The organism is Mucilaginibacter sp. 5C4 (assembly GCF_034345625.1).
GTDB classification, from domain to species: Bacteria; Bacteroidota; Bacteroidia; order Sphingobacteriales; family Sphingobacteriaceae; genus Mucilaginibacter; species Mucilaginibacter aurantiaciroseus.
In genome coordinates this window covers 1,195,013-1,221,593 of sequence record NZ_CP133775.1, presented here as the reverse complement: position 1 = coordinate 1,221,593, position 26,581 = coordinate 1,195,013, and the positions used below count along the sequence as shown (strand labels likewise).

Genomic DNA, 26,581 nt, shown 5'->3' with positions numbered 1-26,581 from the left:
ACCACCGTGCGGAAGCCTGCTTTTCAGCAGGCCCGCCGGTAAATGGTATTTATGGTTGTTAGGGTCTTATTTAAAATCCGCTATCGTCAAGCGCGAAGGTGTTCTTGCGTTCTTTCCACTTCCCTTTTGTAAAATCGGGGAATTTCTGTGGTGCGTTACCGTCTTTAAGCGATTTTTCTGATAGTGGGGTAATCACACTCATGGTTAACGAATCGTAAACGTCTATCGGGGTTTGTTTCTTTTGTTTTACAGCTTCAATAAAACCGTTAAAAACAAACCAATCCATACCGCCGTGGCCTGCGCCTTCGGCAAACTTTTCAAATTTCTTCCAAAGCGGGTGGTCGTATTTCTCGAACCATTCGCTGGCTTTATCCCACTGATCGTAGTTTTTTGATTTTCCCTCTATGTAAACCGATTCGGCAACATCCATCCAGATTCCTTCGGTACCCTGTACCCTAAAACCTAAGGAATATGGGCGGGGCAAGTGTGTATCGTGGCTTAATACCACAGTTTCACCATTGGCACAATTGATCATGGTGGTGGTTACATCGCCATTTTTGAATTTCACCTTCGAGTTTTTATTACCCGGCGATACTTTATCGATATAGTTGTGCAACCCTATCGATTTTGACGAGAACGATACTAAGTTGGTAAAACTGTTACCGCGGTTAATATCTATATAATTCATCACCGGGCCTGCGCCGTGGGTTGGGTAAATATCGCCATCGCGATCAACATTCCATTGGGTGCGCCATTGGGCTTCACCAACTGTTGCAGGGCCAAACTCGGCGCCTTTGCCGCTAAAGCTTTTACCATCGTTAAATAATACGCCACGTAAGTCGTGCTGGTAACCACCTTCCAGGTGTACCAATTCGCCAAATACATTCTGGCGTGCCATGTTCAGGGCAGCCATAACATCGCGGCGATAACAAACGTTCTCCAAAGTCATGTATGGCACTTTGGTTTCGTCGTAAACTTTTAAAATATCCCAGTGGTCTTGCTCGGTAATACCGGCAATAACCTCGCAGCCAACGTATTTACCGGCTCGCATAGCAGCAATAGATTGCTCTTTGTGAAACTGCCACGGGGTGGCAATTATAACACCGTCAATATCTTTACGGTCAAGTAGTTTTTTGTAAGCATCCAAACCGCCTGTGTATTCTGCAGGCAGTTTCTTTTTAGCTTTTACAAATTGAGCGCGACAGTATTTAAGGGAACTTTCCTGTATGTCGCAAATGGCTACTATCTCCACATCATCGCGAAGCAAACCCTCACCTATATGGTTACGGCCACGTAAGCCCACACCAATATAACCCAACCTTACCTTATCTGCATTTTTTGCAAATAATAACCCTGAAGGCAAAATTGTTAAACCGGCCATTCCTACGGCACTATTTGTAACAAATTGTCTGCGATCCATAATTTTTAAATTTTATTTGTTGATAATTTATAATTGTACTTGCTGAATTTTGGCCTTCCCCCATTTATGCCCGCTAATGGCATAATAAAGTATAAAAAGATAAGCCGGGATCAAAACGATGTAACCAAGACTTGGGTTTAAGGCCTGCGCCAATGCACCATAAGCCAACGGCACAATTGCACCGCCTGCTATGCCCATAATTAATAATGATGACCCTATTTTGGTAAACCTGCCAAGCCCCGATAATGCCATTGGCCAGATAGCCGGCCATACCAGCGAATTTGCCAGCCCCAATAAAGCGATAGCTGCTACTGATATATATCCTGTTGTTAGTATCGCTACCGCAGATAATATTATGCCTAAACCTGCAGACAGCTTCATAGCTTTTTCCTGGCTCAGGTATTTGGGGATACAAAGGATGCCTACACCATAACCTACCAGCATAAATACAAGTGTGCCCGTGGTGAAAAACTTGGCCGTACCCAGCGCTATGCCTTGCGTGCTGCCATAGTTAATAATGGTATCGCCGGCAATAACCTCAACCCCTACATAAAAGAACAGGGTTAGTACACCTAACAGCAAATGCGGAAACTGCGTGATGCTTGTTTTGCCACTATTGCTTATGGCGGTCATTTCGTCTTCCTGGTCGGTATCTATCTCGGGCAGGCTCGAGTAATAGATGATAACGGCCAGTATCAGCAACACAATAACGATGATGATGTATGGGAGGATAACCCGTGATGCCAGCTCATTCAGCTCGGCAATTTTTACATCGGCAGCCATGGTGGCTAAACGTTCTTTAAAGCCGTCGGCATTTTTCAGGGTGATAGCACCAAGTACTATCGGGGCTAAAGCACCTGCAATTTTATTGCTGATACCCATAATACTGATGCGTTTGGCTGCACTCTCGGGCGGGCCCAAAATGGTGATGTATGGGTTTGATGCGGTTTGCAATAATGCCAAACCCGATCCTTGTATAAACAGGCCCAAAAGGAACAATCCGTAATAGCGTGTTAATGCAGCCGGGATAAATATCAAAGCGCCAACAGCAATTATTGCCAACCCTACCGACATGCCCTTTTTAAAGCCGGTAACCTTCAGGATCCAGGCAGATGGGATAGCCAGTACAAAATAGGAGATGTAAAACGCGGTGGTTACCAAATATGCTTCAACAGTTGTTAGCTCGCAGGCTAGTTTTAAATAGGGTATCAAAACCGAGTTTAACCAGGTAATGAAACCGAAGATGAAGAATAGCATCCCAATGATAAAAATGGGGCTGAGGGTTGCTTTTTTGTTACTGATCACCGCTGTTGTCTCTGACATATATTGGGATTTAAAGTTTTAAACCATGAAGCCTGCCCGGCTAAAAGTAATCTCTTTAAAAAAGCTGCTGAGGTGAAATTCGGGCTGTTGGGCCTCTATCCTGTTCCAGCATAAAAAGTGCGGTTCGGGCAGGCCGTCGCCGCATTTAAAGAGGTTAATCTTAGCCTTGCTTTGCTCTAACGACAACGCCGGGTGAAACTTAAATATTGTTTTTGGGATGCATAACGTAAGTTCCCATTGTATATCACCAACCACGTTGCTTTTAACAAACGTTTGGTGCCTGATGGTTTTCAGCAGGTTTACCGGTATAAACGTACGCCCGGTTTTGTGCTGCCCGTACTGCGCCCTGCTGGTGCCTATGCAATTAAACTCCAGGTTATAGTAGCTGGCATCATCATTAAAAGCGATAAAAAATTCTACACAGCTATCCTCAAACACCGGATCGTTAAAGTTACTGTACTCGGCTTTTAAAGTATGCTCGTGTACGTAGTATTTAAGATAGATGTCATCCTTACCATAAGCAAGTGCAAATGAAGCCTGTGGCTGCTTTGCCCCTGCCGACCATGGCGCGTGTTGGATAGGCCTGCGTTCGTGAGCATCCAAAACATTAGATATGTCTTCGACCGAACGCAGGTCATCGAAACCGTTAAGATAGGGAATTTTTACCAATATAGCTGTATCCATTAGTATAGCGCGGTTTTATAACTATCCATTTCGTTTAATATGGTTTGGTGCATCAGCGCTGCGCTGGCATCCAGCATTTTTACCAGCTGGAACTGTGCCCTTGCCCTTTGCAGGTTGTGGCCCTCAAACTTTATCTTGAAATAGGTATCGCCGTTAATATGATCGGTTAAGAAACGTACGGCCTGCATATAGGGCAGCAACAGCGCGCCCTTGATTAGCGAGTTAACCTCGGCATCTGTCAAAAACTTCGAAGCTTCTTTCAGGTAGCCTTTCACATAGGCATCAAACAGCGGCATATTCAATTGAATTTTGCTCAGATCGGCCTCATCCTCAGTTGTGGTATTGATGATAGTGCGGATAGCGTCGCCAAAGTCATAGGCTACATAACCATCCATTACCGTTTCCAGGTCTATTACACATTGTGCTTCGTCGTTACTATCCAGCAGCACGTTGTTAAACTTGGTATCGTTATGAATAACACGTTTTGGCAAAGTGGCAACCTGCTTTGGCTGCTGAAAGTATTGCATCTCTTCGGCATACTTTTTCACGATATCCAGCTCGGCTTCAACAGAAGCCACACGGCCATGTGCATCCTTTGCAATTGCTTCATCTAAATGCTGCAAACGTTTTTGGATGTTATGAAAATCGGGAATCACCTCAAACATCTCGCCCGCGGGGATATCCGATAACATATGCTGAAACTTGCCAAATGCCTTGCCACCCTCGTACGCCTGCTTTTGGGTTTCTACCACATCGTAACTTTTGGTATCGCTTAAAAAGTAGAACATACGCCAGTAATCGCCGGAGCTGTCCTGGTAGAAAAAGCGGTTGCCGTCTGTAGGTATCAAAGTCATCACTTCCTTTAACGGGTCGCCGTAACCCATCCCCTTAATTTTACTTTTAAGGTGCTCTGTTACTTTGCGCATGTTATCTGTAAGCTTCTCTACATTGGTAAATATCTTATGATTTATACGCTGCAACAGGTAGTCGGCGCCACCGGCAGTTACATTCGTTAATTTGAACGTATCGTTTATATGACCCGACCCATAAGCTTTTTGCGAACCCACATCAGCCGCACATTTAAAGTGCGATACAACCTCAGCTATGTTTTTAGAACTTTGCACTATACTTTAGAATTATAAGTGTTATATATTACCCACACCATGTGTGGATCATTTATTAAATTTAGCGATAAGCCGCTAATAAACAGACTCATCCGCCCCAATATCTACCCGTGAATTTACTATCCTTGCTGCTTTGTCAATATCCAGTTCGCCTGTTTGCAAGGTGTAGCTGGGCAAGCCGGCATTAACACAAGCCGATGTATTGGTTAAATGCAGGTTTGGACTTGGCAGCGAATTAGATACAAATCCCGGGTTACCATAGGTTGAGTTCGTATCCAAGCCTGTTGCGGTTTTATAAGCCGCCAGTGTAGAATAACTTGTACCATTATTACCGCCCCAATCGAATGTGATGTTTGTTGCCACACCTGATAAGGTATAGTATTTATTGTAATCGAAACTTAGCGCTGTAGAAGTGTAACCCAGCAATACGATGGTTACGATGTTGCTGCGCGACTGGATAATGTTGTCAATGAAATTAACGTTATTGGTGTTCTGTAAAGATATTTCGCCACCATAACCACCTTTTGAATAATTTTTAAACACGGTATTATTGCTGATGGTTGAATTGATCACCTTACTGTTTGGCTGGTTAGAGCCTATAAGCAACCCTGCTTCAATACTGTTATAAATAACGTTGCTGCGGATGTTTATACCTTCGGTAGTGAAGTTGTTATTTTCGCAACCGGCACTAATACCGGCGTAATTGCCGTAAACGGTGTTACCTTCAATATTGATCCATTTACCGCCATCAACATAAATACCTGCCGAAGTGGCTATTGGCGAGATACAGTTATAAACCGTATTGTTTTTAACATTACCGTTGCGGGCATAGTTAACCGCGGCAGGCGCACCTGTCCACGAGTAATTGCCGGACATATCCATACCGATGTTTTTAATATCATGAACGGTGTTCATTTCTATCAGGAAGTTCTCTATGTTACCTGTTAAGGTTAAACCTTCGCTGTAGCCGGTGTTGCAATTGAAAATTTCGTTACTGCCAATATAAATTTGAGAGTATGAAGTTGATGTAGAGCCCACGATGATGAACGGACTTGCATTATCGGTACTGGTTGGTGTAGCGCTGCCGTTGGTAGTCCAGCCAATGTTAGAGATCTTACAGTAGGTAACCTGTATATCGGTACCGTTGCCTACAATATAAATACCTTTTGCATTTGCCCTGGTATTATTGGTGATATTAATATGGTCGATACGGATGTAGCTCCTGCTTGGGATAGCCAGCATCTCGTTTTGCGCGTTGTTGGTAGCGTTAACGCCATCCAGGGTTACCACGCTGCCGTTGTAATTTGTTAAGGTAATAGGTGCCGCGGCCGATGCGCCCGAAGTTGGCCAGTAAAGCCTTTCGTTATAAGTACCCGCCAATACATAAATGTTAGCCCCAACGCCGTTTGTTGTTTTGTATAAGGCCGCCTGGATAGTTTTTAAAGCGGTAGCGGTAGAAGTACCGGCGTTTGCATCATTCCCTGATGTAGCGTCTACATAATAATTGGCTAAAGCCGAGGTTTTGCGCACCGTTTCTATCTTCCCGGTAGATGGGTCGATAGCTTTAGTTTCTTTGACTTCGTTGTTCTTAGAACACGCGGACAACATGAACGCAAATAGTCCGATTAAAAATAAGTTTCTCATAGTGGTATGTTTTAAAGTTTGTTTCTATTTAATTAATTCAAACACCGGCAGCCTGTCGGCCGCTACATCCATCTCTATCTTCGCGGGGCCTTTAACGGTTTTGCCCAAATCACTTTTCCATTTTCCTTTTGGCAGGTATATTGTTTTTGTATTGCCGTTGGCTACCATAGGCGCCACCAGGTATTTATTCCCCAGCATAAACTGGCCGCTTACTTCAGCCAGGCCCTGGTTAGGGAACTCGTACTCCATACTGCGGGTAATAGGCTCGCCGGTTTTGGCGGCTTGCTTCACCAGTTGCATAATGTATGGTGTGTATTTAGCCCTTATATCCACAGCCTTTTTTACCGCTGCAAGGTTTTGTTTTGATAACACCCTCCATGGCGCTACCGAAAACTGCATCATTGGCATTAATGCCGAGCATTGCGCCGAACGTACTACCAGTTGCTCATCAAGTTTATCCCTGCCAATGAACGAGCCGTATTCGCCGCCCCCAATCATATCGGGGCAGGTGAATTGGTAGCCTAACAAACCCGCAGTGGTTAGATCCGGGATCAGTTTTTGCAGATCTTCCCAGTTGTGTTTTTTATCGCGCAGGCGTTGTACTAATGGCTCGCCACCCATTTTCCACATGGCGCGGTATTCGTTTAGCGGGTAGTACAGGCCTAATTCGCCCCATAACCTGCTATGCTCATTTGGTGTTGCCGGTTTAAATGATACCGCGTTTGCCGGATAGAAATCAGCGTCTCCGGCATCAAACTTAAAACCATCCAGGTGGTAAGTATCCACCATATGATCTAAGCGGCCCTTGAACCATTTTATAGCATCGGGGTTGGTAAAATCAAGCACGGCACTGTAACCGTTCCACCATGTGATTATGGCAGGCTCATCGGCATCTTTTTCCGGGTTACCGGTTTTTACTTTATTAGCCATCAGCAACAGCTTTTTAGCAAGCAATTCCCTGGCAACTTCGGTATCGGGCGATACAAAGGGGCTTACCCAAAGCATCACTTTAAAACCCATGCTGTGCAGGGTATCAATCATAGCCGCGGCGTTAATAAACCTGTCCGACCGGAAATCAAACCTGCCGTAGTAATCGGCCCAGTTGTCATCTATCATGATCACACCCGGAGGGAAACCATTGTCGATTATCGAGTGCGCGTATTTTAAAATATCCTTTTGATTTTGGTTGTAAACCAGTTCTATCCAGGTATTGTACTGCGGCTTGCTGAACAACAAGGTATCCGGCAGTTTACCTTTAGCCGGGAAGAAACGTTTTGACGCGTTGCTGAATGCCTCGCGTAAATTCTTACCTGCCGAATCGATAGTTACCGCACCTTTTGCATTGCTAATGATCAGCTTATTATTTGCTACCGTAAACTTAAAAGGCTCCTCGCTCCAAATGAACCGGCCTTTGGTAGATACCAATAGCGGCGCGGCCTGGTTACCTTTAGTATCGGCATACATATCGTAGCTGTAACCATCTTTAAAAGGTGCAAGGTGCGCCTCGTTAGAAGCGCCGCCGAACCATTTTTCTCCATCTTTAATAGTTATGCTTGTTTGCGCGTACAGCCCGGCACCTGTGGTGCATAGCAGCGCGGCAAACAAACATATTTTAAAGGCCTTTATCATTTAGCAGGGGTATATTTAGTTAACTTTTATAGTGTGGTTTAACTTGTTGTAACCTGTTGCAGCATCCCAGGTACCGTTGTTGGCTAAACGGATGCTGAACTCTGGCTTGCTAGCGATGCTTGCATAAGCATCCGGCAGGTTCAACAACATTTCGTAATCGCCGGCAGGGAAATCTGAAGTTATCTTAACGGTTTCTGTGATCTTGTTAACACCACTGTACCACCTTCTAACATCAGTAGCCAGGTCGAATGATTTTACTTCGTTGGTTTTGGTGTTGCGCAGCAACAGTTTTACCGTACGTTTATTGTATGGCGATGCATAGCCCGCGTTTTTGACGTTCAACACAATATTAAGATCGGTACCTTTAACAACGTTATCCGGCAATACGGCGCTTTGCAATACAAAACGGTAACCCAGGTTGCGTTTAATGTTATCCATACAACCGCCATCCTGCCAGTCGTTATTAACATCGGTATTGTAATGTGCATTGATGAAACTGTAGTGCAATGCTGCAAACTCCGCCTGGATCTTACCTGCAGGTTCGCAGTCATTAGTTGGGCTGTAACCATCAGAACAGGTTTCACCACCTACAACTACAAATTTGCTATCTGCTTTAAAGTAGCCTTTCAGCGTATTTAAAGCTGCGCCACCAGATTCGCGGGGGCTCGAGCTATTACCATAATCGGTATAGGTACCAAAGTCATCTGCGCTGGCCATAAAGCAATCGTTATGGTAACCTAAACGGGCAATATCAGTCGCGGTAAAGGCACTGCTTTCTGTCAATGGTGCAGAAGTTAACGGCGCATTAACACCGTAGATATAACGTTGCTTTAATTGCGGGTAACGCAGCTGGATCATCCTGTCGGCAGGTACGGCGTCAAGCATGGCTTTGATCACTTCTATCCTATCTTTCCAGTTTTGGTCAAGCAATTTGCCTTGTGCCGCGTTTGGTGAAGCATCACCGAAGAAGTCGCTGTAGTACTGCTCGCCCCATGTACCTATAAAGCCTAATTGCACACAGGCAATAACATCGGCATTATCATGCAACACTGGTTTTAGCTGCGCGATGTGGTTTAAGATGATCGCCTTTGGCGCATCACCATAAAGCGGGCAAATAAAACCCTCAGGGCAGTTACCCGGCTTTGCTGTCGCGGTGTAAACAAAGCGGGGGATCAGTTTAACACCTGCGCTACGTGCGGCTTCAAAATCCTTTTTTATGTTGGTGATAAAGTTTGCAGATATGGCGGTATTAACCACATCATCTAAAATATAATACCTGAACACCAGCGTGCTTGCTACCTGGTAGTTAGCCGACTGGATAGACTGCGGCGAGCGGTAACTTCTTAACTCATCGGCAGTTAATACCGTGTAGTTGCTGGAGTGTACCTCAGAGTAGCGGTAAAAACCACGCTCGGGGTTAGGGAAATCTTCGGCGCTTTCGGTATAGGTAACGTTTACCTTTTCAATTTGCACCAGGTTGGCGTCTTTATCTTTACACGATGACGAAAGCAGTACTGCTGCTAAACACGTGCCCAGGGCATAGCCTGTAAATTTTTTGATCATGATATCTTAGTTTAAGAGTATTTTTATAGTTTAAAAAAGATCTTTTGTTTATAAAGCCAGTAGCATAAGCCCCATTCTAAAACCAACGCGGCTATGGCCGATACCACCGCGGCGAAACTTAGCGGTACGTTTAAGAACAGGTGCAGCATATCGCCTGTAAATACCGCTACTTTGGCATTTACCCACTGTACACCTACTGTTTCAAAGAACAGGTAAATGAATATGGCATTCATGCCCACCACGGTAAAGATCCAAGCGTATCTGGTATTACGTTTTACATCAACCAGCCAGTAAACCGCGGCCAGTATCAGCAAAACCCACCCTACCGATGCAAAAGCGAACGAACTTGTGCTGATGCGTTTGATGATAGGTGTAACGCCACTCCAATCTAACCCAAAGCCTATAGCCAGCGCTATTAATCCTGCAATTACCAATGCCTTTATTTTGTAGGTGATGGTTTTGTTGGAGATAAGCAGCTTGCCTGCCAGTACGCCCCAAATGGTGTGCGCCGCCGTTGGGATGCAATTGATGGTTACCCATCCGTCGCTGTTTATTTTGCCCATGAGCAGGGTATCCACATATGCCCCAAAGTTTTTACCTTCCACAAACGGCTGGTCGAAACCCGGTATCAGTATGGTGCGGTATAAAACCTCTGTTAGGATAAGCAGGCCGATGGTGAACACAAACTGCCAGGTGTAGCCCTTATCAATTATCAAATAAGCTACGATGGTAGTGAATGATAATTGGGTAAGCACGTTCCAAAGTTCCCAAACAGGTTTGCCTGCATAAAAACAATGCAGGGCAACACCGCATATAAAAAGCTTTAGGCTGCGTATAAGCACATGTTTTAAGTTGTGCCCCCAGCTTTCGCCTTTTGCCAGTTTACGGCTGTAAGAAATATACATCGCAGTGCCCGCCATAAACATAAACGCAGGCTGCACTAAATCCCAGAAACGCAGCCCGTGCCACGGATGGTGAAAGAACTGGGTGATCAACCCGCCCATGGGCTGCGCCGGATCAATGTGCTTTATTGCTTCGTAAAGCATGCAGCTTTCGCCGCAAAGCAATATCATGATCATACCGCGCATCACATCTAAGGACACTAAGCGCCCGTTAGCCAATTGATCAGCATTCAAATTATTCACCATAAAAGCGCTTTGATATATATTTTTGTTTACAGCCTCAACCAACCAATTAAAACATTATTCGCTCATGTCTAAGAAGTAGCTTGATGTGCCCGTATCAGGCGCGCTACCGTATAAAACCGAGTAATCATTTTTAGTTATCTGTATAGCCAAACGTGCACCCGTACCTGTAAGCCCCTTTAGCTTGCCACGTGCAATGCGCATCTCAAACTTGGTTATACCGTTAGCTTCCTGTATGGTGCCAACCGTAATAGCATCAGCAATTGATTGCTGCTCGAAAGAGAATGCATTTTGGTTGGTGCTATTATGATAAAATATATCTATCCCGTTGGTAAGCAACTGGCCTTCCAATAAAATATCATAGCCACCATCGGGGTATGTACCGGTAAGCAAGCCTGTTGCAGGGTTGTTATCAGAGTCGATATAAAAATCGAAGATATCCGCGTCAGCTTTTTTCCTGGCCATTTCTATGTAAGCATAGATATAGTTACCATCGTAATCAAACTTAACCTTGTTGAACACACCTTTATTGGGGCCTAAGGTTATCACATCTTTAGTAACGGCATCCCAATCGGCAAGCGAGTTATCGTTTATTTTAACCGGGGTTGTTTTGGCTATACGCAACACGGTTGAGGCCTCGGCACTTTTACCGTTTACCGATGCTGTTAGCGTTGGTACATATTTGCCTTTGCCTGGGTAAACATGGGTTGGTTTAGCATCGGTAGAGGTTTTACCATCGCCAAAATCCCATTTGTAATCTGTTACACCTTCTGTTTTTACGGTAAAGGTTGCGGTTGCGCCGTCAACATCTATCTCGTAAAGCAGATCTGTTTTAGGGGTGTAATTATCTTTTTTACATGAGCTGAATACCGAACTTGCCACGGCTACCGACAGCATGAACATGTAAGCTTTAAAATTTTTCATATCAATTTATATGTTACGATGTGATAATTAAATTATGGGTTTTGGGTTGCTAACGGGTTACTCAGCGTTTCATCAACAGGGATGTAGTAGATGGTACGCGGGCTGGTGTATGGCACAGTTAAGTTTGGATAGCCTGCCGGTGTTTTTGAAAGGTCTACATCGCTTTCTTTTAAACCTGCAATGTGATATCCCCAGTAAGCCTTATTCAGTGTACGTTTGTTGCGGAATACATCATAAGAGCGGTGGCCTTCAAATGCCATCTCTATGCGTTTTTCATCCAGTACAACATCTAAAACAGTTTTACCGGCAGGCACAATCTTATTGTAAAGAGATGCTTCCAAACCGCGGTTTTTGCGAATCATATCAACATCATCAAGCGCGGCAGGGGTTGCACCTGTTTTAGCTTCGGCTTCGGCACGGATCAGATACATTTCTGCCAGCCTAAACATTATTGGCGAGCTTAAATTTGGCAACCCTCCCTGGAAAGAAAATTTGCTGATGTAATAAACTTCTATCCCATTTCTTTTTTGAACGTTGCCACCGGCATCTTTAGATGGAACAATGTACGACCAGCGAACATCCTCTGGATGGGCCGACATTAAACCGCGTAATGATGATGAAGCATATTCTTCGCCCCAGCCAGAGTTACCGTCTGAGTAGATCATGGAAGCGATAGAGCCAAATTTCCCGTAATCATCCACCGGGGTAAACGCCACGCACCAAATGGTTTCACTTGCTGTTTGCGAGTTGGCAAACATGGTTGGATAGGTTGCTTTGGTAGCTAATGTGTACTTACCCGCGTTTATTACCTTATTTGCATATTCAACAGCTTTAGCATTATCCTCTTTGTAAAGGCTAACACGTGCCAACAAAGCATTTGCGGCTGCTTGCGAGGCGTATTGTACACCTCTTGGCTGGGTCATCAAAGCCGCGGCTTTCTCAGCATCGGCAAGTACCGAATCATAAACTTCCTTAACGGTTGAACGTGCTTTTTTAGAATCGTCTGTAAGGTTAGTACGCAGGATGACGCCCGGCGAATTTGGGTCGGTGGTGTATGCCTTACCGAAGATCCTTACCAGGTTAAAGTGGCAAAATGCACGTAAAAAGTAACACTCGCCCAGTAGCTGGTTGGTTGTAGCATCAGTTTTGCCCGATTTTTCTACCGCGGCGATAACGGTGTTTGCGCCGGTTATTATTTTATACGAGATATACCAGTAATAACGTGTATTACCCTGTGCCGGCGAATGGTCTAAGCTAAAGCTATAGTACAATGGGTCGGTTGTTACCTGGCCGCAAACAATATCATCACTGGCAAAATCGCTCAGGTGATAAAACTGGCGCAGGTACATATTGTTCTGATCTATCGATCCGCCAAACTCAATATGGTCTTTCAATAACGCGTATGCCCCGTTAAGTGCATTGGTTAAACCATTGGTTGTGGTAACAATTGTACCCGTGCTAATGGCATCGCTTGGGTTTACATCAAGGTTTTTACAGCTGCTTGCTGCAACAACCATAAGGGTAATGAAGGTGAATATTTTCTTTTTCATATACTTAATTTTAATAGGCTGCAGCCTGCTTAAAAGTTGAAATTAACAGTTAATAAATATTGGCGGTTGTTTGGGTACTTAAAGTCGGATATGCCCGGCATTGCAAAACTGCCCGGTGTAATGGTAGTTTGCGGGTCCTGACCTAAGAATTTAGAGAACGTGGCTACGTTATCGGCAGTTACACCAACGCTTACGCCCTTCATCGCTATTTTGTTAGCCCATGCATTTGGCAGGGTGTAGCTGAAAGCAATATTCCTGATGGTAAAGTAGCTGCCATCTTTTAAGTAACGGGTTGATGTTTCTGTAGAGTTAGCATTGTTTTGCGGGCTTGGCTCGGTGGCTTGGGTATCGCCCGGGCCTGTCCAAACTTTAGCACCATCAGGTAATTTTATCTGGTTGTAATATGGTTCGTGGCCATCGTTCATCATATACCTTAAGTTATTGCTAAACACTTTATTACCTATGCTAAAATATGTGCTTACACGCAAGTTAAAGTTTTGGTACCTAAAGCTGTTGTTAAAACCACCCTGGAATTTAGGCAACGCCGAACCAACTTCCTGGTTGGTAGCTTCTGCATAGTTAAAGGTGCGTTCTTTGGCAACTGCCTTGCCATCGGTGTTATAGATGATCTTCTCCCAGGTAGGGGCGCCTGTTTGCGCATCAACACCTGTCCATTTTTTCATGTAAAACTCAAACAGGTTACCACCGTTGCGATAGATCTGCGATACATTGGTAGTGCTTGGGCTGGTTTTTACGATATCTGATGGGAAGCTTTCCAGTGTGTTTTTATTATAGTTGATCGTGAAATCGGTGGTCCACTCAAAATTTTTGGTTTTTACGTTGGTTGAGTTGATGCCCAATTCGATACCTTTATTGATAACCTTACCGGCGTTTTCCCATTTAGTTTCAAAACCAACCGAAAGCGGTTGCGATACCTGTAGCAACAGGTCTTTAGTATCGTTGCGGTAAACATCTATTGTTACGTTTACACGTTTAAATAAACCGATGTCGATACCGGCATTTATCTGTTGTTTGCTCTCCCAGGTAAGGTTAGGGCTTTCTATTTGGTAAGGTATTGCACCTACCAACCCGTTGTATTGGGTAGTTAACGAGAACAGACCAAGGAAACGTGATGCGCCAATATCTTGTGTACCGGTAATACCGAAGCTACCACGCAGCTTTAAGTTATTTATAACACTATTTTCCTTCAGGAACTCCTCGCTGCTGGCTAACCATGCTGCCGATACAGATGGGAAACCACCATAATGCTTGCTTGGTGCAAAGTTTGATGAACCATCATACCTGTAAGAGCCCGAAAGGAAATACCTGTCTTTGTAGCTGTAGTTAACCTGTGATATTAATGATTGTAAAATGTATTTGTTATAAGCGCCATTAACCAATTGGTTGTTTGATACTACGTTAAGCACGCTAAGCCCCTCGGGTAAGCCTTTACCTGAACCGCCCGAATATTCGTTTTTACTACTCTCGAACGCGCCACCAACAAAACCGCTGATGTTATGATCGCCAAGCCTGAAATCGAATTTAAATAACTGGTTACTAATAAGGCCGTAGTTAAGCGTGTTTAACTCATCCAGGTAACCTGTACCATGATAAGTACCTGCCGCTAATGGCGATACAAAATTCCTGCTTTTATCAAACGATGCTGCCACCCTGTTGGTACTTGCAAAAGTTAACCAGTTGGTGATGCGGTAATTGATATTTAAATCGTAGTTAAGGTTAAAACCTTTATAAGAGTGATCGGAATTTTGAACGGTGTTAATAGGGTTTATTTTATCCCTCGACCACCATTTAAATGCCGAGTTACCATCTACATAAATTGGGTTGCCTGCTGCATCGTACGGGTTATCCCAAGGCATGTTCAGGAACGAGTAATACACATCCATGTAATCGTAGCTTTTGCCTTGCGACGCGCTTATGTTGATGTTATTGGTTACATCCAGTTTTTTCGAGAAATGGTAAGTTGAGTTACCACGTAAGTTAACCCGCTCAAAATTGGTGTTAATGAACGTACCTTTTTCTTTATAGTATGATGCACCTATGTAATAATCATTCTTTTCTGTTTTGCCACTGGCAGATAGGTAGAAGTTATATACAGGAGCTTTCTTAAATGATTGTTTAGACCAGTTATAATCCTGATTACGTAGCGATAAAGGGCGCTCTGCGTAAAACTTCGCTAAGTCTATTTTGTAAGAGTTATCAGTAGCCCCTACAATGTAATCGCGGTAAAACTCTTTTTGGTAATCGTAAAGCTCGTTGCTGTTCATCACGTTCAGTTTACCAAAATCGGCAGTCCTAAAACCTGTTGAAAGCTTAGCCTCAAACCTGGTTTCGCCTTGTTTGGCAGTTTTTGTGGTGATGATAATAACACCCGCGTTTGCCTGCGAACCGTATAAAGCGGTAGCACCTGCATCTTTCAATACCGTAACACTTTCAACATCGTTAGGGTCGTAGTTACCGCCAATAATACCATCAACCACAAAAAGTGGGCTTTGGCTTGCATTAACAGATGATACACCACGCAGCCTGATTTCGGCAACCGCGCCCGGCGCGCCCGAACTGTTCACCACGTTTAAACCTGCAACTTTACCTTGCAGCATGGTACCAATGTCGTTAGAGGTAACGTCTTTAAGTTTACTGGCCGATACCACGGTAACCGCACTGGTTAGCTCGTTTTGTTTTTTGCTGGTGTAACCTACTACAATAACATCGTTAAGTTGCTGCACATCCTCGGTTAGTTGAACCTGTATGCCGGTTTGGCCACCGGTTACTGCTATCTCTTTAGGCAGGTAGCCTACAAAGCGTACAACTAATGTTGCTTTGCCCGCCGGCACGTTTAAAGAGAAATCTCCGTTAACATTTGTCATGGCGCCGTTGGTTGTGCCTTTAACCGAGATGGTTACGCCTGCCATTGGCTGCTTGTCAAGCGCGGCTACTACATGCCCTGTAACCTGTAGGGTTTGCGAGAAACCCTGCAGGCAAAACATCATAGCGCAAGAACAGATAAGTAAAATTTTCCTGGTCATATTCTGTAATTTATTTTATTAGGTAATCTTTAGTTTGTTGCTTATTGTAAAAGTGATGTAAAATTATTGTTAACGAAAGGGTGCAGCAGAACGCAAAAGCGCAAACACGTTTACGCAATCGTTTGCGTGACTTACGCAACCGTTTGCGCTATTTTACGCAACCGTTTGCGTAAAATTTACTTAAGTGCTGATTAGCAGATTATTATTGGCTGTTTTATATCTAAAACACCATTTAATATTTGGTTAACACAATAAGGAGGGTTAATTATTTGGCAGATGAGTAATCTATCATCTCCGAATCGATGATGTGCTGCAATAATGGGAGTTCGGGCGAGTTGGGCTTATTGGCATTGTTGATCATCTGGAACAGGAACTCCGCTGCCATAGACGATTGTTTGTTCGCAAATTGTTCTATCGATCCTAATGGCACGCTATCCATGTACTCCCAAATAGGCAAATTGGCAAAACTGATAAAGCTGATATCCTTGTTTACCACTAACCCGGCGGCTTTAACCGCGGCGATACAATCCAGCAAAACGTAATCGTTAAATACAATAATGGCGGTTGGCGGTTCTTCAAGCGCAAGCAATTTGCCTATAGCCTTAACGTTGTCTGCTTTAGCTAAAGTGGTAGATACAATAATATCCTGGTCCATCGGTAGGTTATTCTCTTTCAGGCATCGGCAGTAGATCTCCAACCGTTGCAGAGTGGCAGCCAATTTGGCCGGGCCATTTATAAGGCCTATCCGGCTGTGCCCAATGCCAACCAGTTTGGTTATGGCCTGCAGCATGCCCGATACCAGGTTGCAGGCTACATAATTTATATCCTTACGGTTGGGTACCCTGTCAAAAAACACCACGGGGATGTTGTACTTTTTCAGGCTATCAAAATGTTCGTAGGTGGAGGTTTCTTTGGTGAGCGATACCAGCACGCCATCTACGCGGTGGTCTTTCATGTTCTCTACTATCTTTTTCTCGCGCTCAAAATTATCAAGCGATTGCCCGATGATCACGTTGTAGTTACTGGCTTCAGCAGCATCCTCTACCCCGGTTAGCGCGGCAGAAAAGAAAGGTTCGGAAAGATCGGGGATGATTACGCCTATGGTATAGGTTTTACGCTCTTTAAAGTAGATGGCCATTTTATTGGCTTCGTAACCCAGTTCTTTTGCCACCTTGTGTACCCGCATGGTAGTTACCAAACCAATGCTCGGATGATCGTGCAGCGCCCGCGATACGGTAGATGCAGATACATTGAGCCGCTTGGCTATCTCTTTAATAGTGGGTAACTTATTGTTGGACATGTGTTGCTGGTGGAGCAGTACTTATTGGCTAATGTACTATATTAATTGTAAAGCTAACAATTTGCCATTTGCTACAAAACAACAACGGCCTTTGCAATAACGCAAGGCCGTTGTTAAAAGTTTGGGGAAATTGCGTAGAAATACGTGGTTTAGACTGCGTGCATTTTTACGCAGTTTATATTTTTAACCTTTAGGTTTCCTTATGAGAAAAGTTAACCACCAAGAAAGCATTTTAAAAACTTGTGAACAGATAGCATACGCAAAGATAACTTAAGCTACAATTTGATGCAACTGTTAAGTAATAGTCAATGCAACTATTAAAATGTAAAACCTTCAAGAATATCATGTGACAATTAAATGACGTAGGGTTATGTACTAAAATAACAAAAGCGGGTGGTTCTGCCAGTCAACCTGCTAACAATAAAGTGTAACAGAGCAACAGTTTCGTCAATACCGCATACTTTGCTATTTTTATGAAGTTAATAACTTTCAGCATTTAATGCCGTGTTTGTAAATTAGGCACCTATTAAAACAGCCCCATGAAATACCTTTTTTACCTATTGATCTTTGTTAGCGCAAACACATTAGCGCAGGATTATAAAACGCAGCTTGCCACCCATCGCGATAGCTATAAAAAAGATTTTACTACAGATAAACACTCGCCCATAAAAGAAGCCGACCTTGCCAACCTACAGTTTTATGATGCCGACAGCACTTACCGGGTGAATGCGGATGCTGAGATCTTAGCTAACCAGCTCACCTTCCAGATGCCGACCTTTGACGGTGCCAGGCAGGCCTACGTAAAATTCGCGCTCATCAAATTCGCGCTAAAGGGTAAGCCATATCAGTTGTATATCTACAAAAATGTATCGTTTAGTAATGTACCCTCTTTGGTAGATTACCTGTTTTTACCCTTTACCGATGATACCAATAACGCTGAAACCTATGGCGGCGGCCGCTACATCGACCTTAAAACCGGCGACATCAAAAACGGCAAAGTTGTTGTAGACTTTAACAAAGCCTACAACCCCTACTGCGCCTACAGCGATGGTTACCAATGCCCTATGCCACCCGAAGAAAATAACTTAAAACTTAAGGCTGAAGCCGGTGAGAAAAAGTTTACAGGCGAAAAAAAGCACCGCCAATAAGCAACATTTAATTATGAATAGTTTGGCTATTTTGTAAATTGCGTAAGTAAACAATTTTATAAACCTTCTTCATGCAAAACCCTGTTAAAGTATGGCGCATGCTATTTGCGCTTGCCATTATCGCTATTGCCGTACAGCAGCTGTTGTTCTCGGTATTTATGCCTGTAATTATTCCCTGGCCCGCCGACCTCTCCACGTCAAAATTAGCTGTTTATACAGGCAGCGCGGTACTGATTCTTACAAGCGCATTCATTTTTGTTGATGGCAAAGCACGTCCTGCGGCCATCTACCTGGGTTTAATATTTTTACTGTTACTAATCATCTTCCATATACCCAATCAATTCTTAAACAAGCCGGAGTTTTTAGGCAGCTGGGCAAACTCACTCAAAATATTAACACTAAGCGGATGCGCTTTAATAATCGCATCAGCCTTACCTAAGGGAAATTATACCACCGGATTCGGGGGCATCCTACCGGCGGGCAAATACTTCCTGGCCATAACCATGCTTGTTTTTGGTGCGGAACATTTTATTTATGCCGATTTTGTGAAGAACCTGGTGCCCAAAGGCCTGCCGGGTCACCTGTTTTGGACCTACCTAACCGGCGCAGCACTTATTGCTGCAGGGCTTGGTATCATCCTAAATATCAAGCGCCGTTTAGCAGCACAGTTGTTGGGCATTATGATCCTGATCTGGTTTGTGATGCTCCACATCCCCCGTGCTATGGCCGATCCGCATAGCCTTAACGGCAACGAAATAGTAAGCGCGTTTGAAGCACTGGCGTTTAGTTGCGGCGCGTTCACTTTGGCAGCCTTGAGTAAAACCAATGTTATCCCAGTCACGGTTAAATTAAAAACAAAAAAGGGTTAGCATTTTGCTAACCCTCCTCTTTTATAACTTCCCTTCCAGTTCCTTCGCCTTACTGTAGTTTGAAGTGCCGTGCGGGACGTTTTTAAGCCACTTTTTGGCGTTTTTGGGCTGCTTTTGTTTCACAAAACTCAGGGCGATCTGGTATGCCGCATCATACTTAAACGCCTACTCGCCCTGGTACAATTGCTGCAATATCGCACGGCCTTTGGCTTCCTGTTTATCCTGCATCAGTGTGATGCTGTAGTAGCAGGCTGCCATACTGTTCTTAGGGTTAGCGGCGTATTCTTTAGCCAGTAGCTTCCCGGCTTCCGCGTAATCCTTTTTATTGTAATAAGCGGCGGCCTTTTCCAGGTTGGTTTGTGTGCCCTCACCACGCTCGGTAACCCACATGCTGCCGTTTATGCTATACTCCTCGTAAAGGCTTTTCTTAAACGCCCATCATCGCGGTAAAGAAAGAAACCGCGGCTATCTACGAACTGATCAAAGGCAATTACTTGTACAATAACGAGGTGAATACCAAAGCTTTCTTTAATAGCTTTGAAAATTCGGGCACGTTACATATCAGCACGCATGCGTACCTGTCTGGTGTAAATAAGGAACCTACTCTTGATTTTGGGAAGGAAAAACTTTTCCTGTTCGAGCTATTAGCCAGGCGCAATAAACCGAACCCGATCGTACTTAGTGCCTGCCGTACCGGCGACGGGCAGTTGGCAAAGGGCGAAGGGGTAATTAGTCTTTCGCGTGGGTTTAGCGCCATTGGCACAACCGCAACAATAGCCGGTTTATGGAATGTAAATGATGAAACCGTATCGCAAATTATCACCAATATGAATAAATTTTTGCTTGATGGGCAAAGCAGCGGCCAGGTCTTGCACCTTGCCAAATTGGCCTGGCTAAACACCAACCAAACAGCCGATGCAATTTACCTGCCCTACTACTGGGACAGCCTGATATTGATGGGCACGAACAACCCGGTGCTTTTGCAGGCAACCACAAACAAGGTTTACTGGTGCGCGGCAATAGGCGCTTTAATAGGCGTAGTTTTAGCTTTTATATATCTTAGAAAACAGGGTAAGAAATAGCCGTTAGCTACCCCGTGTCGCTTCAAAAATAAACCAGGCGTTCAGCACAAAGTAGGTGCCTAATAAAACCTGCGCGGCTATAAAATCAAACCTTTTGGCTTTCTCTACTTCATTGCGCTTGATTAATTTGAGCGAATAGGATGTACCGATGATAACCGACAAAATAAACAGCAGCGTGATGCCATGCAGGGTATCTACCAGGGTAAAAGTGGTAGACTCCGGCAGCGCCGAATCGACAATATACTTGTTACCAATTACGGCGAATAGTGCCCCTACACTCAACCCAAACCTCGAGTCGATGCTATCTGTATGGATGTAAAAACACATGTATGCGATAAGGAAAGCCACATACATCCCCAGGAACATTTTCCAGAATAAGCCCATCGCATCGCGGGCAATGGTCATCTTAACTTTAAAATTACTGTATTCGGTATGGGGTTTGGGTGCGCTGTCATCGCCAAAAGCGGTTTCATATTTTTTAATGCCTGTAGATACTTTCAGGCTATCTATCCGCCATCCCCGCAGGGTAAATCTCGGGTCAAATTCTTTTCCCAAAGTATCAGGGGCAAACACCAAAGCTTTAGAATCGAACTGCGAATTCTCGATAGAGAAACTAAGCGTTTGCTGGTCGAACGGAAAGTTATCTATCGCCCAGGAATCTTTCATTACGCATTGCAGCTTCATCAGTATGTAGACCTTGTTATCGCTGGAATCTACCGTAGAATAGGATTGCGTAACCGTTTTGGCCTGCGGCACTTCCAGGTTATGCAAAAAATCGAATTTCTTGTTCTTATATTTCAGCCACAGCCACATGCTAACAGTGTACTCTTTATCCTTAAAATTGATGTCGTGGATGCTGGTGATATAAATGCCTGCTTTTACGGTATCGGGGCGTTCCTTTTGCGCCTGCGCGGCCTGGCTAAAAAATACAATTGTAAAAGTAACTGCTAATAAGAAACGTTTTAACATTGCCGTACCTGGTTTTGAGGTATAAGCTAAAAATAGTCATTTTGTTTGATTAGTGCTATTTTCCTTACCCGAGCGTAATGCCATCATTTTCATCTCGGTAGTGGGGGTGGTGGTGTTCACCCTCATTGGCCAGGGCTTAAGTTTGCTGTGGCTGGTTAAAAAGCTAAAAACCGACGAAGATTAATGTGTACCGCTAATTTACAGCGGCAACCTTTAACCAACCGGTGATGCTCATGCGCGGCAGGTTGGTTACCAAAACCTCGTGCTCTAGTTCGGTACTTTTAAAGAACACGCTTTTGCCCGAGTTTGGGCTGATATCCTGTGATTCATCCCCCTGGTAAATGCGCAACGAGCCGCCATCAACTTCGGTATTCAGGTAGATGATCATCGAAAATGCGCGGGTACCGTTCTGCTTAAAGTTGTCCAGGTGGCGTTTGTAAAAGCTCCCTTTCTCGTAAAGCGCGTAATGGAACTCGTAACCGGTTATGCCTGCATAACAACTACTGTTTAGATGGGCTACAAAGCTATCCATCAAATCAAAAAAACTATTCTCATGAACATCGTTATGGAGCCTGTCCAGCCAATAGATCTTATCGCTGCGCACCAACATATCGTGATTTATTAGTTTATTGTTGCCCGTGCCGGCAGCAAGCAATTTATCGGCTGCATATAGCGCATCGATATTATTTACCAAATGGGCAGATAAAGCTTGGGTGAGGAAGTTTTTAACCGTGCCCACGTTCGTGGCCAGGTAACTATCGATGAGTTCGTTGAAGATAATTTCCAAATTGTGGTAAGGTACACTTAATAAAGGCGGTAACCGCTTTTAATCATTTAAAGCTGCAACTCAGATATAAGTAAATAAACAACGTTTAGCGATAATTTATTTCTAAATTGCACTATAAATATTCCGCCTCCCGTTACTCTTTTATAGCGTTTCTTTTGATATTACAGGCATAACTAAGTCCTGATGTTTTCTTTGCTGGTGCTTTATGGAACCTGCTATAACTTATTTTTCATCTGTACATTTTAAAATAACATTCAAATGAACAAAATTTCCAAAATTGAATTTGCTATCCTCACCATGGTGATAGCCATCATTTTCATCTCCGAGTACTATTACATCTTTTTAAAAGAACATGACCGGGCCATATTTATTGGCTTGTGGCCACCAACAATGATCGGTTTACTCGTTTACTTTAACCAAAAAAAACAAAACTAAGATGGGAAATTTAGATCTGATCATCCTAACGGTTATTGTTACGGTTTTGTATGTGGGCTTTGCCGTTACCTTGTTTTCTGCCCAAACCAAACAACAACACCATAAAGACCAAAACTGAGTTTATTCTTTCCGGTTAATGTCCACCATTTTAAATCCCAAAAAATGAATACACTTGCTAATTGTGCTCAAGTAATTATAGCACTATCAATAGGCTATGTCTGGATCATCCGTTTTGATAACATCGTAGTAGAATTTAAACAATACGGCATCCCCGATGTATTACGAAGTTTTGTAGGAGCAAGCAAAATAGCCTTATCTACACTGTTGGTTACCGGTATTTGGTACCCCTCATTAGTATTGATACCCGCTTTGTTAATGGCAGCCTTAATGATTTGCGCGCAAATCGCCCATTTCCGGGTCAAAAACCCGTGGTATAAGTTTATGCCCTCGGCCCTTTTATTGGCCCTTAGTTTATTTACTGCCTGGGTACACTCGGGTTTATTAAAAATTTAATGCTACTGATCGTATTAACACTCATATCAGCACTGTCGTTTTTATATTATGGTTCCACTTTCTTCGCAACCAAGTCCATGAAGCTGGAGTTTGAGCGGTATGGTTTAGATAGGTACAGGCAACTGATAGGTGGGTTACAACTGCTGGGTGGTTTTGGTATGCTTATAGGCCTGTTTTGGGTGCCGGCTTTACTTTTAGCATCGGGCGGGCTGGCCTTACTGATGCTGATTGGGTTTGGCGTGCGGTTAAAAATGAAAGATGGCTTTTGGGCATCACTGCCATCTTTCATTTTTATGGTGATAAACTTTTATATCTGTTTATCGGCAGCAGGCATTATTGGCTAAAACTTTTTTGATAACGGTGGTGGCACTATTTTGTCAGTTAGTAAAACTTGAACTTATTGGCCATCAGCTATTTATAAATTACCGCGTGTGTTCACAAACGTGAACGTGAACATTTGATTGCACTCCACCTCCGTTTTCATAACTTTATAACAATCAACAATCAGTTATGCTTTACATTACACAGCTCATCCACATAAAACCCGGTCAGGAAGAAATTTTTCATCAATTTGAAGATGTTGCGATCCCGCTAATAGCCAAATACAATGGCAAGCTATTATTAAGGATAAGGCCAAATGAAGAGGCGGTTATCGAAAGCAATACTAAGCCCCCCTATGAAATCCACATCGTTGAGTTCAATAGCGATCATGACCTTGAAAACTTTATGAAAGATGAGGAGCGGAAGAAATTCCTCCATCTTAAAGAACAATCGATAGAATCGGTAGTACTCATAAAAGGCAGTAAAATGTAATATCCCCTAAAAAATAACGGCCTGCTGATTTTTAATCAGCAGGCCGTTATTACAATTCACAATGAATTATTTGGTTACCACGTTGATATTCCCTCCTGATTTAAACAGATCGTGCGATACAAAGTAGCCGTTTATCTTTTTGCCATTCACTTTTATGGCGGTGATGCCCCTGCCCTTACCCGGTTTAGTAATAGTGAGGATTTTACCGCTGCTGGTTTTCCATGTCACTTTATCGAATAGTGGCGCGGTCACGATATACTTAGGGTCGGTAGCCGAGAACGGGTACAAACCCATCGAACTAAACACATACCATGACGACATTTCGCCGGCGTCATCCATCCCACTTAACTCCAGGCCTTCGTCGCCAATGCCATATAGGTTATTCAGGATGTTATCCAATACCTTCTGCGTTTTCTCCGGCTTTCCGATAAAAGTATAGGCGAAAGGCGCTTCGTGATCTGGCTGGTTACCCTGGCAATATTGGCCTACCATAGTTTCTACATTACGGGCAATATATTTAGGGTTCCACGGTAGGGTAAACAACGAATCCAGCTTCAATTCAAACTTCTTTGGGCCACCGTACAGGGCTATCAACCCCGGCATATCATGCGGCGCGAAAAACGATACCTGCCAGGCGTTTGCCTCGCGGTACATGTATTCGTAATAAGGCTGCTCGGGGTTAAAAGGCTTTATCCAATCGCCATTATCCAACCTGCCGCGCATAAAACGGGTAGATGGGTCGAACATGTTCTTATAATTTTTTGACCGTGCCATCAGGATGCGGTAATTAGCCGTATCACCCAGTTTTTTGGCGATCTGTGCTACCGAATAATCATCGTAAGAGTACTCTAACGTCTTAGAAACACCAGCTTTCGCCTTGGTTTCGACTTCAGGATGTACGATGTCGGGATCGGAGATATAACCCTTCTCTATATACTCTTTAATGTATGGGCGGGCACCGCCTTCCACATTGGCATTCCGTAATAAGATCTGATAAGTGCCTTTGATATCAAAATCGGCAATGCCCCTCAGGTATGCCCCGGCAATTGATGATGAGCCATGGTCGCCATGGAAAAACGTTGGGATGAACCCTGTTTTATCGCCCACATCCTTCATAGATTTTATAACGTTGAGAGTAACCTTTGGCGTTACCAAGCCTAACAATACATCTTTATTGCGGTAAGTATCCCACAGGGATGGCTCGGTATAATAGTTAAAATCAACCTTGCCCACTTTATGCTTGGCGTCGGTATAGTCGCCATTTATATCACTGCGTAAAGCAGGCCATAAGAACGACCTGTACAGACATGAGTAAAACATCTTAGTCTGTTTAGCCGTGCCGCCTTTAACCTGTATGGTTGATAGCAAAGCTTCCCATTTTTGGTTAGCCTCCTTGCGGATCACCTCAAAACTTTTGTTACCTATCTCGGCCTCCAGGTTTTGCTTGGCATTTTCTACGCTTACAAAGGATAGGCCTATCTTTAGCTCCACCGGTGCTGTGCTACCATCTGCTAAATGCAGTATGGCGTAACCTGTTCGTTTACCTTCGTCTGTTTTATCCAGCTTTTCGATGTTGGCATTCAACTTTGCATAAAAATATACGTTCTCGCCGCCCTGGAAGCCCTGCACCGCGGAAGTACCTGCCTGCTCAATTTTCCAGGTAGTTACCCGGCTGTTGGCTTTGCCAAGATCAAAAAGGATCTGGCGGCTCTTATTGTTCTTGAATTTATATTTATGATAGCCCGCCCTTAAGGTTGATGTTAAACTTACGTTGATGCCATAGTCATCCAAATAAACCTGGTAATAGCCCGGGGATGAGCTTTCCCTTTTATGGCTAAACCTCGAGCCAAATTTGCTGCCTGGGTTGGTCATGGGCAGGATTGGGATATTACAAAGGTTCCAGTGCCCTTTATTGGTGTGGGTAAACCCAAGGATCACCGAGTCCTCATACTGGTAACCGGCCCCCGAACCATACGCCGTCATCGGGCTTAGCTGTACCATCGCATTCGGCAATGAACTACCGGGGAAGGTTAACCCCGCCCATGAGCGCCAGTCTTTTGGTAACTCGTACCCCAATATTTTAGGGTCATTAAGCGGCGCGGTGCCGATAAAGGTGTTTACGTATTTGGTGTATTGGACTGTTTGAGCATTTGCCGCGTTCCCGAAGGTTAATAACGCCATCGACGCTAAAAAAATAGACTTTGTAAATTTGCTTATCATAGGTTTATGCGGCGAAATTGGTGTACGCCGATTTACTATAAGATGCAATTGAAGGCCTTATCCCCTAAACCAACCTGTTTTATTTAAAAGAAATATTATCGGCAAAGCTAAATCAAAACAAGAAAGCTCTGCAAATTTGCAGAGCTTTCGCTTTTACAGTTAATACTCTTAGCTCTCAAAATAATGCCCCTCATCCAGATGGCGATAAGGCCTTTGATTCCCCTATGGCTAATAAAGTGGTTAATATATTTTAGTGCGTTTACAGTAATTATGTTTTTTAATCTTCAGGATTCTTTGCATAACAATAAAAGCATACTACCCTGTTAATAAAAGGAACTTAAAAAAGCGATTTTGCCACCATGTATTGACCTTGAAATATTATTTTGATTATATTT

24 protein-coding genes are annotated in these 26,581 nt (G+C 43.7%); 8 read left to right on the top strand and 16 right to left on the bottom strand.

Annotation, left to right across the window (positions count from 1 at the left end):
* Nucleotides 1-70: 70 nt before the first annotated feature.
* The 12 genes from RHM67_RS05665 to RHM67_RS05610 all read right to left on the bottom strand — a co-directional run bounded on the left by RHM67_RS05665 (nucleotide 71) and on the right by RHM67_RS05610 (nucleotide 17,350).
* Nucleotides 71-1,420, bottom strand: a complete 1,350-nt coding sequence (locus tag RHM67_RS05665; RefSeq protein ID WP_322231141.1) for a Gfo/Idh/MocA family protein — start codon at nucleotides 1,418-1,420, stop codon at nucleotides 71-73.
* Between the two features lie 27 nt (nucleotides 1,421-1,447).
* Nucleotides 1,448-2,743 (bottom strand): sugar MFS transporter, encoded by a 1,296-nt coding sequence (locus RHM67_RS05660; RefSeq protein WP_322231140.1) that lies wholly within the window; start codon nucleotides 2,741-2,743, stop codon nucleotides 1,448-1,450.
* 18 nt (nucleotides 2,744-2,761) lie between these two features.
* Nucleotides 2,762-3,427: a carbohydrate-binding family 9-like protein gene (locus RHM67_RS05655; RefSeq protein WP_322231139.1), complete on the bottom strand. Its 666-nt coding sequence runs from the start codon at nucleotides 3,425-3,427 to the stop codon at nucleotides 2,762-2,764.
* Nucleotides 3,427-4,551, bottom strand: coding sequence for an aminoglycoside phosphotransferase family protein (locus tag RHM67_RS05650; RefSeq protein ID WP_322231138.1), 1,125 nt, complete (start codon nucleotides 4,549-4,551; stop codon nucleotides 3,427-3,429). The genes RHM67_RS05655 and RHM67_RS05650 overlap by 1 nt, the downstream gene beginning before the upstream one ends.
* A 75-nt stretch (nucleotides 4,552-4,626) precedes the next feature.
* Nucleotides 4,627-6,195 (bottom strand): hypothetical protein, encoded by a 1,569-nt coding sequence (locus RHM67_RS05645; protein WP_322231137.1) that lies wholly within the window; start codon nucleotides 6,193-6,195, stop codon nucleotides 4,627-4,629.
* 24 nt (nucleotides 6,196-6,219) lie between these two features.
* Entirely contained in the window at nucleotides 6,220-7,824 is a 1,605-nt protein-coding gene (locus tag RHM67_RS05640; RefSeq protein ID WP_322231136.1) for a glycoside hydrolase family 31 protein, read from the bottom strand.
* Between the two features lie 15 nt (nucleotides 7,825-7,839).
* Entirely contained in the window at nucleotides 7,840-9,387 is a 1,548-nt protein-coding gene (locus RHM67_RS05635) for a DUF4832 domain-containing protein (protein ID WP_322231135.1), read from the bottom strand.
* 23 nt (nucleotides 9,388-9,410) lie between these two features.
* A complete protein-coding gene (locus tag RHM67_RS05630) occupies nucleotides 9,411-10,535 on the bottom strand; it encodes a DUF5009 domain-containing protein (protein ID WP_322231134.1) in 1,125 nt (374 codons plus the stop codon).
* Nucleotides 10,536-10,589: 54 nt separating this feature from the next.
* On the bottom strand, nucleotides 10,590-11,456 hold the full coding sequence (locus tag RHM67_RS05625) for a PKD domain-containing protein (RefSeq protein ID WP_322231133.1): 867 nt from the start codon (nucleotides 11,454-11,456) through the stop codon (nucleotides 10,590-10,592).
* Nucleotides 11,457-11,488: 32 nt separating this feature from the next.
* On the bottom strand, nucleotides 11,489-13,006 hold the full coding sequence (locus RHM67_RS05620; RefSeq protein WP_322231132.1) for a RagB/SusD family nutrient uptake outer membrane protein: 1,518 nt from the start codon (nucleotides 13,004-13,006) through the stop codon (nucleotides 11,489-11,491).
* Nucleotides 13,007-13,035: 29 nt separating this feature from the next.
* Nucleotides 13,036-16,050 carry a SusC/RagA family TonB-linked outer membrane protein gene (locus tag RHM67_RS05615; protein WP_322231131.1) on the bottom strand — a complete coding sequence of 1,005 codons (3,015 nt, stop codon included), beginning with the start codon at nucleotides 16,048-16,050 and terminating at the stop codon, nucleotides 13,036-13,038.
* Nucleotides 16,051-16,315: 265 nt separating this feature from the next.
* On the bottom strand, nucleotides 16,316-17,350 hold the full coding sequence (locus tag RHM67_RS05610) for a LacI family DNA-binding transcriptional regulator (protein WP_322231130.1): 1,035 nt from the start codon (nucleotides 17,348-17,350) through the stop codon (nucleotides 16,316-16,318).
* A gap of 539 nt (nucleotides 17,351-17,889) precedes the next feature.
* On the opposite strand from RHM67_RS05610, the gene RHM67_RS05605 reads away from it, so the two are divergent.
* Together RHM67_RS05605 and RHM67_RS05600 are read left to right on the top strand one after the other, a co-directional pair.
* Complete coding sequence (locus RHM67_RS05605) at nucleotides 17,890-18,498, top strand: DUF1684 domain-containing protein (protein ID WP_322231129.1); 609 nt, start codon at nucleotides 17,890-17,892, stop codon at nucleotides 18,496-18,498.
* A 71-nt stretch (nucleotides 18,499-18,569) separates the two neighbouring features.
* Entirely contained in the window at nucleotides 18,570-19,367 is a 798-nt protein-coding gene (locus tag RHM67_RS05600) for a DoxX family protein (protein WP_322231128.1), read from the top strand.
* 165 nt (nucleotides 19,368-19,532) lie between these two features.
* Here RHM67_RS05600 and RHM67_RS05595 read toward each other — a convergent pair whose 3' ends face one another.
* Nucleotides 19,533-19,757, bottom strand: a complete 225-nt coding sequence (locus RHM67_RS05595) for a hypothetical protein (protein WP_322231127.1) — start codon at nucleotides 19,755-19,757, stop codon at nucleotides 19,533-19,535.
* 47 nt (nucleotides 19,758-19,804) lie between these two features.
* Between RHM67_RS05595 and RHM67_RS05590 the strand changes: the two genes are divergently transcribed.
* Nucleotides 19,805-20,449 (top strand): CHAT domain-containing protein, encoded by a 645-nt coding sequence (locus RHM67_RS05590; RefSeq protein WP_322232174.1) that lies wholly within the window; start codon nucleotides 19,805-19,807, stop codon nucleotides 20,447-20,449.
* Between the two features lie 3 nt (nucleotides 20,450-20,452).
* Here RHM67_RS05590 and RHM67_RS05585 read toward each other — a convergent pair whose 3' ends face one another.
* Nucleotides 20,453-21,418 (bottom strand): hypothetical protein, encoded by a 966-nt coding sequence (locus RHM67_RS05585; RefSeq protein WP_322231126.1) that lies wholly within the window; start codon nucleotides 21,416-21,418, stop codon nucleotides 20,453-20,455.
* A 52-nt stretch (nucleotides 21,419-21,470) separates the two neighbouring features.
* Between RHM67_RS05585 and RHM67_RS05580 the strand changes: the two genes are divergently transcribed.
* On the top strand, nucleotides 21,471-21,602 hold the full coding sequence (locus RHM67_RS05580) for a hypothetical protein (protein ID WP_322231125.1): 132 nt from the start codon (nucleotides 21,471-21,473) through the stop codon (nucleotides 21,600-21,602).
* A gap of 9 nt (nucleotides 21,603-21,611) precedes the next feature.
* Here RHM67_RS05580 and RHM67_RS05575 read toward each other — a convergent pair whose 3' ends face one another.
* Nucleotides 21,612-22,205: a 2OG-Fe(II) oxygenase gene (locus tag RHM67_RS05575; RefSeq protein WP_322231124.1), complete on the bottom strand. Its 594-nt coding sequence runs from the start codon at nucleotides 22,203-22,205 to the stop codon at nucleotides 21,612-21,614.
* A 258-nt stretch (nucleotides 22,206-22,463) separates the two neighbouring features.
* Here RHM67_RS05575 and RHM67_RS05570 point away from each other — a divergent pair, with 258 nt between their 5' ends.
* From RHM67_RS05570 to RHM67_RS05555, 4 genes are all read left to right on the top strand, one after another.
* A complete protein-coding gene (locus RHM67_RS05570; protein ID WP_322231123.1) occupies nucleotides 22,464-22,640 on the top strand; it encodes a hypothetical protein in 177 nt (58 codons plus the stop codon).
* 162 nt (nucleotides 22,641-22,802) lie between these two features.
* Nucleotides 22,803-23,153 carry a DoxX family protein gene (locus tag RHM67_RS05565; RefSeq protein ID WP_322231122.1) on the top strand — a complete coding sequence of 117 codons (351 nt, stop codon included), beginning with the start codon at nucleotides 22,803-22,805 and terminating at the stop codon, nucleotides 23,151-23,153.
* Nucleotides 23,153-23,497, top strand: a complete 345-nt coding sequence (locus tag RHM67_RS05560; RefSeq protein ID WP_322231121.1) for a DoxX family protein — start codon at nucleotides 23,153-23,155, stop codon at nucleotides 23,495-23,497. Before RHM67_RS05565 ends, RHM67_RS05560 begins: the two co-directional genes overlap by 1 nt.
* 166 nt (nucleotides 23,498-23,663) lie before the next feature.
* Entirely contained in the window at nucleotides 23,664-23,966 is a 303-nt protein-coding gene (locus RHM67_RS05555) for a hypothetical protein (RefSeq protein WP_322231120.1), read from the top strand.
* A gap of 66 nt (nucleotides 23,967-24,032) precedes the next feature.
* Here RHM67_RS05555 and RHM67_RS05550 read toward each other — a convergent pair whose 3' ends face one another.
* Nucleotides 24,033-26,186: a GH92 family glycosyl hydrolase gene (locus RHM67_RS05550; RefSeq protein ID WP_322231119.1), complete on the bottom strand. Its 2,154-nt coding sequence runs from the start codon at nucleotides 26,184-26,186 to the stop codon at nucleotides 24,033-24,035.
* Nucleotides 26,187-26,581: the final 395 nt, after the last annotated feature.